This window comes from Kutzneria sp. NPDC052558, assembly GCF_044547355.1.
Taxonomy (GTDB): domain Bacteria; phylum Actinomycetota; class Actinomycetes; order Mycobacteriales; family Pseudonocardiaceae; genus Kutzneria.
This window is the reverse complement of the sequence record NZ_JBIUAG010000011.1, coordinates 256,531-270,819: the sequence shown is the minus strand read 5'-3', so window position 1 is coordinate 270,819 and position 14,289 is coordinate 256,531. Positions and strand designations below refer to the sequence as shown.

The window sequence follows — 14,289 nt, the reverse complement described above, 5'->3', positions numbered from 1 at the left end:
CCTCGGGCGTGACCACGCCCGGCGGCCAGGGGCCCGCCCGAACAGGCGAGCCCCCGAGCAGGCCTCACGACAGGAACTTCAGCACCTCCGGGTAGAACACCTCGGGCCGTTCCACATGGGCCAGGTGGCCGCAGTTCTCGATCACCCGCAGCCGCGAGGCCGGCAGCGCCTGGTGCAGCTCCCGAGCCCACTTGGGCCCGCAGATGAAGTCCTGCTCCCCCACCACGATCAGCGCCGGCTCGGTGACCCGGGACAGCTCGCCGCGCACGTCGAACGGGACGTCCTGACCCCGAGAAGGAGCGCTCCAGATGCGGGTGGAGGACCGGAACTGCTCGAACTCCACCCGCCAGTCGGCGAAGTAGGCGGGCATGATGGCGCGCAGCACGCCCGTGAGCTCGTCGTCGGACATGGTGGGGTGCTGCGAGGTGAAAGCGGCCAGGATCTCCGCCCCGGCGTGCTGGATGTTGGCCACGGCGTCGCCGAAGAACTCGGCCCCGGTCAGCGGCGAGGTGTCGTACAGGACAAGCGCGTCGACGGGATGGGCCAAGGCGTACTTCTGGGCGACGAAGCCGCCGTGGGAGTGCCCGAGCAGGGCGACGGGGCCGGGACCCAGGTCGTCGATGACGGCGTGCAGGTAGCGCACGTAGTTGTCCAGGGTGTAGGCGGCGTCGTCGGCCAGGCGACCCGAGTCGCCGGTGCCGATCGGCTCGACGTACACCATGGTCAGGTGCTGCTCCAGCGGCCGCATCCGCAGGTACTCCCAGCCGATGCCGGGGCCGCCCGGATGGGCGACGCAGATCGGGCCGTTGCCGGCGACGTGATAGCGCTGCTGGACGCCGTCCAGCTCGACGGTCTGAGTGTTCATGCCGGCAAGATGCCGGCCGGCGGCGAAAGTTCGATCCGGTCGAAGTGACCGTGGTCACAGGGGGTGGAACAGACGGACCTTGGCCACCCGGCCCCGCCGGCGGGTCATCACCCACACCACGCCGGGCGGGCAGTGCTCGGGATTGTCCGGCGGATTGACCAGGTCCATGGTCCAGATCGTCACGTCCCGACCGGCCACGGCCTGCACCAGGCGCTGCCGCACGCCGGCGGTCAGATCGCTGTCCATGCCGTAGACGGCCAGCTCGCGGCCGCCGCGGATCACGCCGTTGCCGGCGACGAACTCGGCCTCGGGCAGCCAGCGGTCGGCGACCAGGGCCGGGAAGCCGCCGCGTTCGGCCACGGCCAGCGTCTCGACGGCCTCGCGGGCGGCGGCGGTGTTGACCGCGCCGGCGTCGGCGTGAGCCTGGTCGGCGGTGGCCCGCAGCGCCTCGGCCAGCTTGCCGCGGGCCTGGTTGAGGCGGCTGCGCACGGTGCCGACCGGCACCTCCAGCACCTCGGCGATCTGCTCGTAGGAGTTGATGTCGGTGAAGTAGCGCAGCAGCACCGTCTGACGCAGTGTCGGCGACAACTCGTCGATGGAGTGCCAGATCCAGTCCCGGGAGGCGTGCGAGTCGAGCACCCGGTCCGGGGACAGCAGGTCGGGCGGCGTGGCCGGCTCGGCCACCGGCACCACGCCGTGAGCCGAGCGCAGCCGCTGCCGGCACGCGTTGCGGACGATCATCCGCAGCCACGGCCCGACCGCCTCGGGATCCCGCAGGTCGCCGATGCGCCGCAGGGCGGCCAGCGAGGCGTCCTGCACGGCGTCCTCGGCGTCCGGCCCGAAGCCGACCAGGCTGAGCGCGACCGCCCGCATGCCGGCCTCGTGCCGGGTCAGCAGCAGCCCGAGGGCGCCGACGTCGCCGCCGCGCGCCGCCCGGACCAGTTCCACGTCAGAGAGCACTCGCCATCCTGTCCACCGCCAGCTCCACCACCTCGGTGCTGGTGCCGAAGTCCAACCGCACGAAGCCACCGGGCTCACCGAACCGCGAACCGCCCTCCGGCGCCACCCCGGCGGCCAGGAACCGGTCGCGCGGCCCGGTTGCGCTGCCCATGTGGTGGCAGTCCAGCCAGGCCAGGCCCGTCGCCGCCGGCGGCCGCCAGCTCACGGTCGGTTTGACAGTCGTAAGACGACTAGTCATATTGATACCATGCCACGTCACAGCGTACGGGACGTCATCGTCGAGACCGCGCTCGGCGAGTTCCACCGCACCGGCTACGCCGCCTGCTCGGTGGACACCATCACGCGGGCCGCGGGCGTGCCCAAGGGCTCGTTCTACAACCACTTCAAGAGCAAGGAGGACCTGGCGGTCGAGGTCGTCGCCAAGTACACCGCCGAGGCCGAGTGGCACAGCGTCACCGACCCGAAGCTGACGCCGCTGGAGAAGCTGCGGGCCCAGTTCCAGATCATGGCCGAGGTGTTCGCCGGCCACGGCCACGCCCGCGGCTGCATGATCGGCAACATGGCCGAGGAGCTGGCCGACCACAGCGAGCCGATGCGGGCCCAGGTGCGGGCCAGCCTGACCGGCTGGGCCGAGGGCATCGGCGCGACCCTGCGCGCGGCCAGGGAGGCCGGCGAGCTGACCGCCGACGCGGATCCGGACCTGCTCGGCCGGTTCGTGCTCGACGCCTGGGAGGGCGCGCTGCTGCGGGCCAAGGCGCTCAAGAACGACGAGCCGGTCAAGGACTTCTTCACCGCGGTGTTCGGGCGCCTGTTGCGCTGAGGTTTGTTCACCATCGCGTTGTCCAGCCCCTCCCGCCGACCACGAACAACGTGGTTGGGCTAGAAAGACCGGGTTCGCACCAACCCGTGGGGAGAACGACGTGACCCTGTTCCGAGGACGACTCGCGGCCGCCGCCGCCCTGGCGGCGAGCGCGGTGTTGGTCGGCGGCGTCGCCGCCCAGGCCGCGCCCGCCGGCGGCAGCCACTACCTGGCCGACGCGCTGCGGCAGGCGGTGGACGCCCAGAACTTCAAGGACGTGATCGACCTGACCCCGCCCGTGCAGGGCAAATCCATGCACCGGCCGGCGGTGGAGAAGTACGACCCGACCGACATGCCGAAGACGCCGCACGTGCTCGGGCCGATGACGCCGGCGCCGCTGCACCAGACGCCCAACATGGACGCCGCGGTGATCGAGCTGGACGACGCCGGCCGGCCGACCTCGATGGCCGACGTGCTGCTCAGCCCCCAGTACCCGCACGGCGTCGTGGTGCCGGTCGACCAGCGGCGGCTGGGCACCGACCAGATCCGCTACCGCTGGTGGGACGACGACGAGTGGGACCAGAACGGCGGTCAGGGCACCCGTGACGTGCTGCCCGGGCGGGAGAACGCCGCCCTGGACTTCAGCTCGCCCTACCCGGCGTCGGTGCTCAAGCTGATGGTCGGCTTCGGCGTCATGCGGATGGCCGACCAGGGAATCGTCGACGTGGACGCCACGTACGACTACCGGCCGGGCACGGTCACCTCGACCTGCGGCGGCGCCACCAGCAAGCCGATCAGGCAGTACTTCGACGAGATGATCACCGTGTCGAAGAACGAGTCGACATGCGCCCTGATCAAGCTGCTGCACGACAAGAGCTACGTCGACACCCTGAACGCCACCTTCACCCAGCTCGGCATGCCGACGCTGATGATCACCGGCACCGACCCGAGCACCGGCTCGCACTGGATCGGCTCCAACATGAGCTCGATCGACACCGCCAAGCTGCTGCTGATCGTCAACGGCGGCCCCGGCACGCTGTGGACCAACGCCGACGGCTCGCGCGTCACGCGGGACGTGCTCAGCGCCTCGTCCCGGCAGCTGTTCTTCACGACCCTGGGCGACCAGGGGCACAACGAGATGCTGTCCACCACCAACTGGTGCGGCCGGGCCTATCCCGCGCCGGGCATCCCGCAGGTGACGCCGCAACGGTGGATCAACCCCGTTGACGGCACCATGACCGTGGACGGGCTGTACTACGGCCAGGACGTGCGGCCGTGCAACGCGACCGCCGAGGTCGCCATGAGCCACAAGACCGGCTGGGTCGACACCACCGGCAGCGACGCCGCCATCGTGCATTCGTTGCCGGGCAAGGACAAGCGCAACTACATCGTCGTGGTGTTCTGCAACCTGGGCACCGACTACGTCGACGTCAACCGCCCCGCCGACCCGCCGGGCGTCTACCCGGTGCCGTACACGCAGAAGTACGGTCAGCTGGGCAAGGCGATCGACCAGATCGTGACCGGCCTACAGCGCTGACGCCGACTCCGGTCGGATCGGGGGGACTGCGGTGGATTCGTTGGCGGCGGAGTTCGACGAGTGGTACTCGACCATGCGCGCCAGCAGCGCCGGCGACGACATCCACCAGCGGCATCTCGGGCTGCCGCCGCGCCTGCTGTCGACCAGCCTGCTCACCTGGGACGGCATCGCCGAGGTCGTCGAGGCCCTGCGGCTCGAACCCGGTGGTCTGCTGCTGGACCTGGCGTGCGGGCGCGGCGGCTACGGTCTGGAGATCGCCTCGCGCACCGGGGCCCGGTTGATCGGCGTCGACTTCGCGTCCTCGGCGATCGACCAGGCCCGGGCGCTGGCCTCGCGGTTCGCCTCGGTGGACGCCGAATTCCGTCTCGGCGACCTTGCCGCCACCACCTTGCCGGCCGGCTCGGTCGACGCGCTTGTCTGCGTCGACGCCATCCAGTTCAAGGCCACCGCCGACTCGTTCGCCGAGATGCACCGGGTGCTCCGGCCGGGCGGGCGCATCGCGTTGACGACGTGGGAAGCCGTCGATCACGGCGACGAGCGTGTCCCGGCTCGGATCCGGGCCGTGGACACCTCGGCCGGCCTCACCGCCGCCGGCTTCGCCGAGGTCGTGGTTCGGGAACGGCCGCAGTGGCGGGCCGCCGAGCGCTCCATGTGGGAGGAGGCCTCCGCCCTCGACCCGGGCTCGGATCCCACCCTGCGGTCCTTGCGCGAGGAGGGGCTTCGGGTGCTGCCCACGTTCGACCTGACCCGCCGGGTTCTCGCCACCGCCACCGCGAGCGGCCCGATCGGGCAGCCCGTGACGTCTCGGTGACGATCTCCCGTGAGACTCCCCGCCATGCCCTGCCGCGGCCGCGTGCCCGCGGTCCGGCAGGTTCACCGGGGGATCTACTCGAAGGGGTGTTTATGCTTGTCGGCAAGCGTTTCTGGGGAGCCGCCGCGGCCGTGGCGCTGTCCTGCCTCGGCTTCGCCGGGTCGGCCACCGCGGCGCCGGCGCTGACCGGACGGCCGATCATGAACTACCAGACGTTGCAGTGCCTCGCGGTCAACGACGCCGGAGCGGTCACCACCGTGCTCATGAAGCCCTGCGACCGGACGACCGTGTTACAGCAGTGGACCCTGCTGCCCATCGGCGGCGGCCTGTACCACATCGCCACCAACGGAACCACCTCCGACGGGCCGTACTGCGTGAGCATGGCGCCCGCCGACCCGATCCGGGGCTGGGAGACGTGGACCCAGCCGTGCTACCTCAACCTCACCGAGCAGCAGTTCCAGGTCCGCACCGGGCAGGCCGGCTACACCGCGTTCTGGTCTCCCCAGGACGGCCGCTACCTGGACAGCGCCGACACCCAGAACCGCGGCCGCGCCGTGATGGGCCCGGACAACGGCACCCCGTCCGCGACCGAAACCTGGCTGACGCCCTGACCACGACCCTCGGCCCGAGCTGAGCGGCTGACGCCCTGAACGCGGGCTCGGCCCGAGCTGAGTGGCTGACGCCCTGAACGCGGGCTCGACCCGAGCTGAGAGCCAACGCCCTCAACGCGGGACTCGACCCGAGCTGAGTGCCTGACGCTCAACCCGGGCCCGACCAGAACCGAGCAGCTGACGCCCTCGACACGGGCCCGACCCGAGCAGAGCACCCGAAGCCCTCAACGCGGACGCGACCCGAACAGAGTGCTTGAAGCCCTCAGCGCGGACGCGACCCGAATAGAGTGCTTGAAGCCCTCAGCGCGGGCCCGAACCGAACCGAGCAGCCGACGCCCTCAACCCTGGACTCGACCCGAACAAAGCAGCCCCCGAATCAAGCGTAGCCGGCGAACCTGGCAGTGTCGGGAAACCCGGGCCAGGCCTGGGAAATCCGCGACTGCCAGCTTCGACTGGTTGGATTGATTCGGGGGCTGCTCAATTCGCCCGGCCAAATTCGCTTGGCCTCGTCCGATCGCGCGAGTACTCTCGCCGGCCGCTAATTCGGACGAGGGGGAAGCTGTGAGCGCCGAGCGGGAGCTGCTGTCCGAACGGGACTATCTCGACCACGCCCATGTCTGCCTGAGGCAGAGCCGGGAACAGCTGCGGGAACTGGCGGAGCGGGCGCGGAAGCGGGCCGGCGACGAGTTGATGGTGGAGTGGCTGGAATGGCGGGCGGACCAGCTGCGCGACGCCAACGAGTCGCCGCTGTTCTTCGGGCGGATCGACGGCCCGGAGCCGAAGCCGTGCTACATCGGCCGCCGCTACGTCAGCGACGAGCGGGACGAGCCGGTGGTGATCGACTGGCGCACCGACATGGCCTCACGGTTCTACCGGGCCAGCCCGTCCAACCGGATGGAGGTGACGCTGCGACGGCGCTTCGGCTTCGACGGCGTCACCCTGACCAGCTTCGACGACGAGCCGCTGACCGAACAGACCGCGGACACCGGCCTGAGCCGGCTGGTGATCGCGGAGATCGAGCGCAGCCACTACGGCCCGATGCGCGACATCGTGGCCACCATTCAACCCGACCAGGACGAGATCGTCCGCACCGAGCTGGCCAGCACGCTGATCGTGCAGGGCGGCCCGGGCACCGGAAAGACGGCGGTGGGCCTGCACCGGGCCGCCTACCTGCTGTACGAGCACAGCCGCCTGCGCCGCGAGGGCGTGCTGGTGGTCGGCCCGAACGACACCTTCGTCCGCTACATCTCCCGCGTGCTGCCGACCCTCGGCGAGAGCCAGGTGGTGCACAGCTCCGTGGACGGCCTCGTCGCGGACGGCAGGAAACCCGGCGTGGACGAGCCGGAAGTGGCGGCGTTGAAGGGCGACGCACGGCTGGCCGAGGTGCTGCGCCGGGCGGTGTGGGGCGGGCTGTCGCTGCCGACCGAGGACGTGCTGGTCCGCGAAAGCAGCCCGTACGTGCGAATTCCGCCGTACGTGGTGGCCGAGCTGTGCGAGGACCTGGTGGCCCGGCAGGTGCCGCTGACCAGGGCCCGCGAGCACCTGACCGAGCGGGCCGTCGGCTACGTGCGGCGCAACCTGGAGGAGCGCGGCCACGCCATCACCGACGGCGAGGCTCGGCGGCTGAGCCGGGCGAAGTCGTTGCGGGACATGGTGAACGCGGTGTGGCCGACGGTCACGCCGGTCCAGGTGCTGTTCACGCTGCTGACCGACGCCGACGCCCTCAAGCGGGCCGCCGACGGCGTGCTGACTCCCGAGGAACAGTCACTTCTGCACTGGCCGACCACGCCGGCCTCCCCAGGCCGGGCCCGGTGGTCGCCGGCCGACCGGTTCCTGATCGACGAGATCGCCGGCCTGATGACCCCGCCCGACCGCTACGGCCACGTGGTGATCGACGAGGCCCAGGACCTGTCGCCGATCCAGCTGCGGTCGATCATGCGCCGCTGCGCCGGCTCGGCGACCCTGCTGGGCGACATGGCCCAGCGCACCACGCCGTGGGCGGCCGGCAGCTGGGAGGCGGTGGCCGCACACCTCGGGGCGTCGACCGACCTGGTCCGCCTGACCACCAGCTTCCGGGTGCCGCGGGAGATCATCGCCGTGGCCAACGCCCTGCTGCCGCACATCGCCGACGACCTGCCGCCGACCGTCTCCGGCCGGCACGTGCCCGGCGCGCTGGTGACGGTCGAATGCGACGACGTGCTGACGGAACTGGCGGATGTGCTGCGCGCCGCCTCAAGTCAGCCCGACAGCGTCGGCATCGTGCTCGACGACGCCCGCTTCACCCCTGTGCGCAAGCATTTGGCCAAGGCCGGCATCGAAACCGGCCTGCCGCACGAGGACGGCGCCGACCACAAGCTCTCGCTGGTGCCGGTGAGCCTGGCCAAGGGCCTCGAGTTCGACCACGTCGTCGTGCTGGAGCCGGCCGAGATCGCCGCCGCCGGCCCCACCGGCCTGCGCCTGCTCTACATCGCCCTGACCCGCGCCATCTCCCGCCTCACCGTCCTCCACACCCACCCCCTCCCACCCCAGCTGAACCCCGGCGAGTCCCGCTCACAGACACACCGAATGTAGGTTTCCCGCACATTCAGCGCTTGGAAGGGGGCTTTCCTCCACTCGGAGTGGAGGAAAGCCCCCTTCCAAGCCTTAAGGGGGGGTTATGAGGGGGTGGCTAGGAGGTAGGCGTGGTTGCCGGCGCCGATCACGCGGCTGACGCGGACGCCGTCCAGGCCGGGCACCTTGGTCGGCGTGTACCGGAGCGACATGCCGGGCGCGACCACGTGGCCGGCGCCGGTGGTGGAGCCCCAGATCCAGACCGTGCCGTCGCCGGTCAGGGCCAGGCCGTACTGCCAGCCGCCGTCGGCCACGTCGGTGACGTTGCTCAGGCCGGGCACCTGGGCCGGCGTCCGCTGCTCGTACGGACCGCCGCTGGTGAACTCGCGGCCGCCCAGGAACACGCTGCCCCAGGACCACAGGGTGCCGTCGGACTTGATCGCGTACGCGGCGTCGGCCCGGGCGGCGGCGATCCTGGTCACCGAGGTGAGGCCGCTGACCTGGGTCGGCTGCACGACGACGTGCTCGGTGGAGCCGACGCCGAGCTCGCCGTCCCAGTTGGAGCCCCACGCCCACACGGTGCCGTCCTCGCGCAGCGCGTAGCCGGACTGGCTGGAGCCGGTGATGGCGGTGATCCGGCCCGGCACCGGCACCTGGATCGGGTTCGGCGCCGACGCCACCGAGACGCCCAGGGCGCCGTTGGTGCCGTCGCCCCACGCCCACACGGTGCCGTCGTTGCGCAGCGCGTAGTGCGTGCGGGCGCCGCTGGCCAGCTGCGTGATGTTCGACAGGCCACCGACCTGGTGCGCGTCCTGCGGTCCGGTCCAGGTCCAGACCGTGCCGTCGGACTTCACGGCGAAGCCCTCGCGCCAGCCGGCGGCGATGGAGCTGACGCCGTTGAGGCCGCGGACCTGGGTCGGCTGCGGGCTGTGCTGGTTGGTCTCGCCGCTGCGGCCGGTCATCCACACGGTGCCGTCGGCGCGCAGCGCGTATCCGGCGTCCATGCCGCCGGCGACCTGCTTCACCGAGGCGAGGCCGGCGACCTGGCCGACGGCGCGGGAGCTGTAGGTGACGGTGGTGCCGTCGCCGAGCTGCCCGTAGTCGTTGCCGCCCCAGCCGTACCAGCACGGCGAGTTGTCGCACGGGCCGGGCGCGCTGCCGAAGTAGCCGGCGATGTCGGTGATCAGGTCGACCCGGCCGGCGTTGTTGCGCAGCGCCAGCTGGCCGCCGACGCCGAGCGGGGTGATCGCCAGGTTGGGCGCGGTCTGCCCGGCCACCAGGTTCAGGTTGGACGTGTTCGGCACGGTGGTGCCGGCCGGGTAGCCGGTGACGAAGGTGGCCGCCGTCGGGTTGGTGGCGGTCAGGTTGTAGACCACGGTGTTGGCCGAGGCCGGCAGCCACGGCGACAGGTTGAGCGCGCGGGACTCGCCGGGCCCGAACGACGTGCTGGCGCGGGTGTCCATGGTCCGCACCGGGGACACGGTGAAGAACGGGTCGCCCCGGTCGGTGGCGTAGTAGCCGGCCAGGTCGACGATCAGGTTGACCGAGCCGACGTGGTTGTTCAGGTCCACCTTGCGGTCCGGGCCGACGGCCACGGTGACCAGGTTGGGCCGGGTGTCGCCGGGCTCCAGGTTGAGGTTGGACGCGGTCGGCTGCTTGGTGCCGTGCGGCCAGGCGGTGACCACGGTGGAGCCGGTGGTGTCGGTGCCGGTCAGGTTGAACACGACCGCCGTGGTGGTGCTCGGCACCACCGACGACAGGTCGACGGTGACCGTCCCGTTCGCGCCGACCGGGCCGCCCTGCAACCGGGTGTCCAGCACCCGCTGCGGCGTGCCGGCGGTGAACCGCGCGCCCGAGGTGTCGTTGACGTAGTAGCCGGCGAGGTCGGCGATCAGGTCGACGTTGCCGGCGTGGTTGACCAGCTCCACCTCGCCCTGCCAGGGCGCGCCCTGGCCGAGCGTGACCGTCACCAGGTTGGCGCGCGTCTCCCCCGGCGCCAGGTTCAGGTTGGAGGAGCCGCTGGAGTCGCCCGCGAGCGTGGGCGTGGCCCGAACCGAGGTGGCCTCGGTCGGGTTGGTGCCGGTCAGGTTGAACACCACCGCCGAGGCGTTGGCCGGCACCAGCTGCTTGAAGTCGAGCGTGACGAACTTCTCCGGGCCGACCGGGCCGTTGCCCTCACGGGTGTCGAGCACCCGCTTGGGCGCCACCGGCACGAAGGTCGCGCCGGTCGGCGCCGGCGGCGGCGTGGCCGCCGCCGCGATCCCGGGCAGCAGCGTCGCGGCCGTCGCGGCGGTGACGCCGGCGACCGCGAGCGTGCGAAACACAGTCACTGTCCCCCCTTGGAGCACGAGTACGAAACGCCCAAACCGTACCTGAGGACCCTGACAGTTTTCGCACGTCAAGTCCGGTCAGGTATTTCCCTGGGGCTCCACCTGGGGATTCGTGGTCAGCGGTTGGTCATGGCGGCCGGCGGGCGGGCGCGCAGCCGCTCGCCGGCCAGCCAGGCGGCCTCGGTGCGGCTGCGGGCCGGCAGCTTGACCAGGATGTTGGAGACGTGGTTGCGGACGGTCTTGACCGTGATGCCGAGGTGTCGCGCGATGGCGGCGTTGCCGGCGTTGCGCACCAGCAGTTCCAGCACGTCTTGCTCACGCGGCGTCAACTGGGGGAAGAACGAGTCGACCCGGTCGCCCCGGCGGCGGCCGCGGACGAGGGCGGCGATGTCGGCCGGGGCGTAGAGCTCGCCGCGGGCGACGACCCGGATGGCGGTCAGCACCTCGTCCGGCCGGGCCTGGCGCGGCACGTAGCCGGCGGCGCCGGCGGCCATGGCCACCACGATGTCGGCTTCCCGGGAGGAGCCGCCGAGCACCAGCACGGCGGCGTTGGCGGCGATGCCCGCCACGAGGTCGAGGCCGATGCCGAGCACGACGACGTCGGCCCGGGCCGATCCGAGGCGGTCGAGCAGTTCGGCCCGGGTGCCGGCGATGGCGACGACGTCGAGATCGGGGGTGCTGGCGACCTGCCGGCAGAGCATGTCGACGACCACCGGCTGACTGTCGGCCAGCAAGATTCTTGTCATATCCGGAAGGCGTGACACGGCGTGTGCCGCGAGGCGTCACGTATCCCGGCGTTGCCCGTGGTCTCATCTATACGCGTGGACCGTTTTGTCGGCAGGGCACCGGAGTTGCGCCGTTTGGAGTACGCGTGGCGCAGCGCCGCGCGGGGGCGGCTGGTGACGGTGACCGGCCCGGCCGGGGTGGGCAAGACCCGGCTGTGCGAGGAGGCGTCGGAGCGGGCGCGGGCGGCCGGGCTGCGGGTGCTGTGGGGCCGCTGCTGGTCGGACGGCGGCGCGCCGGCGCTGTGGCCGTGGCAGCCGATGCTGGCCGAGCTGTGCGGCCCGGAGACCGCGCAGCTGCTCAGCAGCGAGGCGGAAACCGTTCACCCGGCCCGGTTCTCGCGGTTCCAGGCGGTCAGCGACCGGCTGGCCCTCGCGGTGGCGGACACGCCGACGCTGCTGGTGATCGACGATCTGCACGCGGCCGATCCGGGCGCGCTGCTGCTGACCCGGTTCATCGCCAAGGCCCGGCTGCCGCTGGCGCTGCTGGTCACGCAGCGGGCCCCGTCCCCGCTGCCGGAGGCCAGCGACGAGATCACGCTGCGGCCGTTCGATCCGGCCGAGACCAGGGACTACCTTGTCAGCAACGGGATCGAGCGGCTGGAGGCGCCGCTGACCGACACCATCCACCGGCTGACCGACGGCAGTCCGCTGTTCCTGCGCCGGCTGGTGGCCCTGGGCGCGGCCGACTTCGCCGGCGGGCTGCGGGAGGCGATCGACCAGTCGTTCGCCCGGATCGCCCCGGAGACCGCGCGCCTGCTGGCCATTGCCGCGACGCTCGGGGACTCGGTCTCCTCGGCCGAGGCGGCGGCGCTGCTCGACATGCCGGCAGCGCAGGTCATCGACACGGTCGACTGCGCGGTGCAGGCGGGGCTGGTGACCACCAGCGGCACGGAATCGTTCGCGTACAGCCATGATCTCGTACGACGGGCGGCGCTGGCCCGCCTCAGCGCGGCCGAGCTGCTCGACGCCCACGCCCGCGCGGTGGACATCGTCGGGCCCAGCGCCCGCAAGGCCCATCACGCCGTAAACGCCGCGTCGCGGTCGCCGGAGGATGCCCGGCGGGCGATCGAGGTGTGCCGGTCGGCGGCGGCGAAGATGGTGCGCCGCTTCTCGTACGAGGAGGCGGCGGCCTTGTTGTCGCAGGCCGTCGGCTTCGGCGAGCCGTCGGCCGAGCTGTTGCTGGAGTGGTCGGACGCGGTGCTGGCCTCGGGCCGGTTGGCCGAGGCGCGGGTGCTGTACGACCGGGCGGCCGACGCCGCGCAGGTCGCCGGGGATCCCCTGCTGTACGCGCGGGCGGCGCTGGGGCTGGGCGGCATCTGGCTCAACGAGCGCCGTGACCAGCTGGATCGGCACCGGATGCTGGGGGCGCAACGGAAGGCGCTGGCCTGGCTGCCGGAGCACGAGGTGACGCTGCGGTGCCGGCTGGAGCTGCGGCTGGCGGCGGAGCTGGTCTACACCGGCGGCCCGGTGGCCGACGTGATCAAGGTCGTTGACGAGATCCGGCTGCTCGACGACGACGCCGCGCTGGCCGAGGCGCTGTCGCTGTGCCATCACGCCTTGCTGACGCCCGAGCACGTGCGGGAGCGGCTGGCGCTGGCCAGGGAGCTGATCTCGGTGGCCGCCGCGGCCGGCGTCGACATCCTTGCCCTGCAAGGACTGTGCTGGCAGACCGTGGACCTGTTCCACCTCGGCGACCCGCGGGCCCACCGGTCGCTGGCCGAGCTGCGGACCCGGGCCGACATGATGGAGAGCCACAGCGTGCGGTTCATCGTCGCGGCGCTGGACGTGATGCTGGCGATCCGGGCCGGTCGGCTGGACGAGGCCGAGCAGCGGGCGACCGAGTGCCTGGCGTTGGGCGACGAGGTCGGCGACGCGGACGCGACCGCCTACTACGGCGGGCAGCTGCTGGCGATCCGCTGGTTGCAGGGCCGCGCCGGCGAACTGCTCGATCTGGCCGTGGAAATCGCCAACTCGCCGACCCTGACCGAGGGCGAGTTCACCTTCCAGGCCACGGTCGCCCATCTCGCCGCGGACGCCGGCCGGCACGACCAGGCGCGGTCGGCGCTGGGCCGGCTGACCGCCGGCGGCCTGGACGCGCTGCCGCAGTCGAGCACCTGGCTGTCCGGGATGCTGGCGATCGTGGAGGCGGCGGCCTCGCTCGGCGACGCGGCCGTGGCCCGCCAGGCCTACGGCCTGTTGCTGCCGTTCGCCGAGCTGCCGACGATGCCGTCGCTGGCGGTGGTGTGTTTCGGCTCCACGGAACGGGGTCTGGGCCTGGCCGCCGCCACGTTCGGCGACCTGGACCGGGCCGAGGCGCACCTGCGGCGGGCCGTGACGGCCAACCTGCGGCTGGGCAACCGGCCGATGACCGCGTGCAGCAAGGCCGATCTGGCCACGGTGTTACGCCGGCGCGGCGATCACCGGGCGGCCGGGGCGCTGCTGGACGAGGCGGTGAGCGAGGCGACGGCCCTGGGCATGGGCAAGCGGGCCGAGGTCTGGGCGGCCGGCCGGGTCTCCCGGCACGTGACGGCGCGGCGGCATGACAACCGTTGGCTGGTCGGCTATCTCGGGCGCGAGGTGCTGGTCGAGGACCTGATCGGGATGCGGCATCTGGCCCAGCTGCTGGCCAATCCGGACGTGCCGATCCCGGCGGCGGCGCTGGCCCACGGCGGGGCCGAGGCCGTGTCGGAACAGTCCATTCTGGACGATCAGGCCCGGGAGGCCTACACCGCCCGGGCCCGCGAGATCGCCCACCTGATTCCCGACTCCTCGCCCGAGCGGGCCGAGGAGCTGCGGCGGGAGCTGGACGCCCTGGCCGCCGAACTGGACGCCACCACCGGGTTGGGCGGCCGCGGCCGCGCCTTCGCCGGCCCGGCCGAGCGCGCCCGAACCTCGGTGCGCAAGGCCATCAAGCGCGCGGTCGACCTGATCCGCGCGGCCGACCCGGCGGTGGCAGCCGTGCTGGACAGCACGATTTCCACCGGCTACCAGTGCGTCTACACGCCGGACCGCTGACCTGTTGGGGGTGGACAGCGGTCCGG

The 14,289-nt window shown here is 72.1% G+C and carries 11 protein-coding genes; 6 read left to right on the top strand and 5 right to left on the bottom strand.

Annotated elements, in window-relative coordinates:
* Window positions 1-64 precede the first annotated feature (64 nt).
* The 3 genes from ACIG5F_RS21695 to ACIG5F_RS21685 are packed head-to-tail and all read right to left on the bottom strand — an operon-like array spanning window position 65 to window position 2,063.
* Window positions 65-865 carry an alpha/beta fold hydrolase gene (locus ACIG5F_RS21695; protein WP_396520057.1) on the bottom strand — a complete coding sequence of 267 codons (801 nt, stop codon included), beginning with the start codon at window positions 863-865 and terminating at the stop codon, window positions 65-67.
* A gap of 54 nt (window positions 866-919) precedes the next feature.
* Complete coding sequence (locus ACIG5F_RS21690) at window positions 920-1,825, bottom strand: RNA polymerase sigma factor (RefSeq protein WP_396520055.1); 906 nt, start codon at window positions 1,823-1,825, stop codon at window positions 920-922.
* Window positions 1,815-2,063, bottom strand: coding sequence for a hypothetical protein (locus ACIG5F_RS21685; RefSeq protein ID WP_396520053.1), 249 nt, complete (start codon window positions 2,061-2,063; stop codon window positions 1,815-1,817). The genes ACIG5F_RS21690 and ACIG5F_RS21685 overlap by 11 nt, the downstream gene beginning before the upstream one ends.
* A 9-nt stretch (window positions 2,064-2,072) precedes the next feature.
* Between ACIG5F_RS21685 and ACIG5F_RS21680 the strand changes: the two genes are divergently transcribed.
* The 5 genes from ACIG5F_RS21680 (at window position 2,073) to ACIG5F_RS21660 (ending at window position 8,154) form a co-directional block, all read left to right on the top strand.
* Window positions 2,073-2,645 carry a TetR family transcriptional regulator C-terminal domain-containing protein gene (locus tag ACIG5F_RS21680; protein ID WP_396520051.1) on the top strand — a complete coding sequence of 191 codons (573 nt, stop codon included), beginning with the start codon at window positions 2,073-2,075 and terminating at the stop codon, window positions 2,643-2,645.
* 100 nt (window positions 2,646-2,745) lie between these two features.
* Window positions 2,746-4,161 (top strand): serine hydrolase, encoded by a 1,416-nt coding sequence (locus ACIG5F_RS21675; protein WP_396520049.1) that lies wholly within the window; start codon window positions 2,746-2,748, stop codon window positions 4,159-4,161.
* 31 nt (window positions 4,162-4,192) lie between these two features.
* Window positions 4,193-4,972, top strand: coding sequence for a class I SAM-dependent methyltransferase (locus ACIG5F_RS21670; RefSeq protein WP_396520047.1), 780 nt, complete (start codon window positions 4,193-4,195; stop codon window positions 4,970-4,972).
* Between the two features lie 92 nt (window positions 4,973-5,064).
* A complete protein-coding gene (locus ACIG5F_RS21665; protein WP_396520045.1) occupies window positions 5,065-5,583 on the top strand; it encodes an RICIN domain-containing protein in 519 nt (172 codons plus the stop codon).
* Window positions 5,584-6,144: 561 nt separating this feature from the next.
* Entirely contained in the window at window positions 6,145-8,154 is a 2,010-nt protein-coding gene (locus ACIG5F_RS21660) for a HelD family protein (RefSeq protein ID WP_396520043.1), read from the top strand.
* An 83-nt stretch (window positions 8,155-8,237) separates the two neighbouring features.
* Here ACIG5F_RS21660 and ACIG5F_RS21655 read toward each other — a convergent pair whose 3' ends face one another.
* Window positions 8,238-10,463, bottom strand: coding sequence for an RCC1 domain-containing protein (locus ACIG5F_RS21655; RefSeq protein WP_396520042.1), 2,226 nt, complete (start codon window positions 10,461-10,463; stop codon window positions 8,238-8,240).
* Window positions 10,464-10,579: 116 nt separating this feature from the next.
* A complete protein-coding gene (locus ACIG5F_RS21650; RefSeq protein ID WP_396520040.1) occupies window positions 10,580-11,209 on the bottom strand; it encodes a response regulator transcription factor in 630 nt (209 codons plus the stop codon).
* A 75-nt stretch (window positions 11,210-11,284) separates the two neighbouring features.
* On the opposite strand from ACIG5F_RS21650, the gene ACIG5F_RS21645 reads away from it, so the two are divergent.
* Complete coding sequence (locus ACIG5F_RS21645) at window positions 11,285-14,263, top strand: ATP-binding protein (RefSeq protein WP_396520038.1); 2,979 nt, start codon at window positions 11,285-11,287, stop codon at window positions 14,261-14,263.
* The last annotated feature ends 26 nt before the right edge of the window (window positions 14,264-14,289 follow it).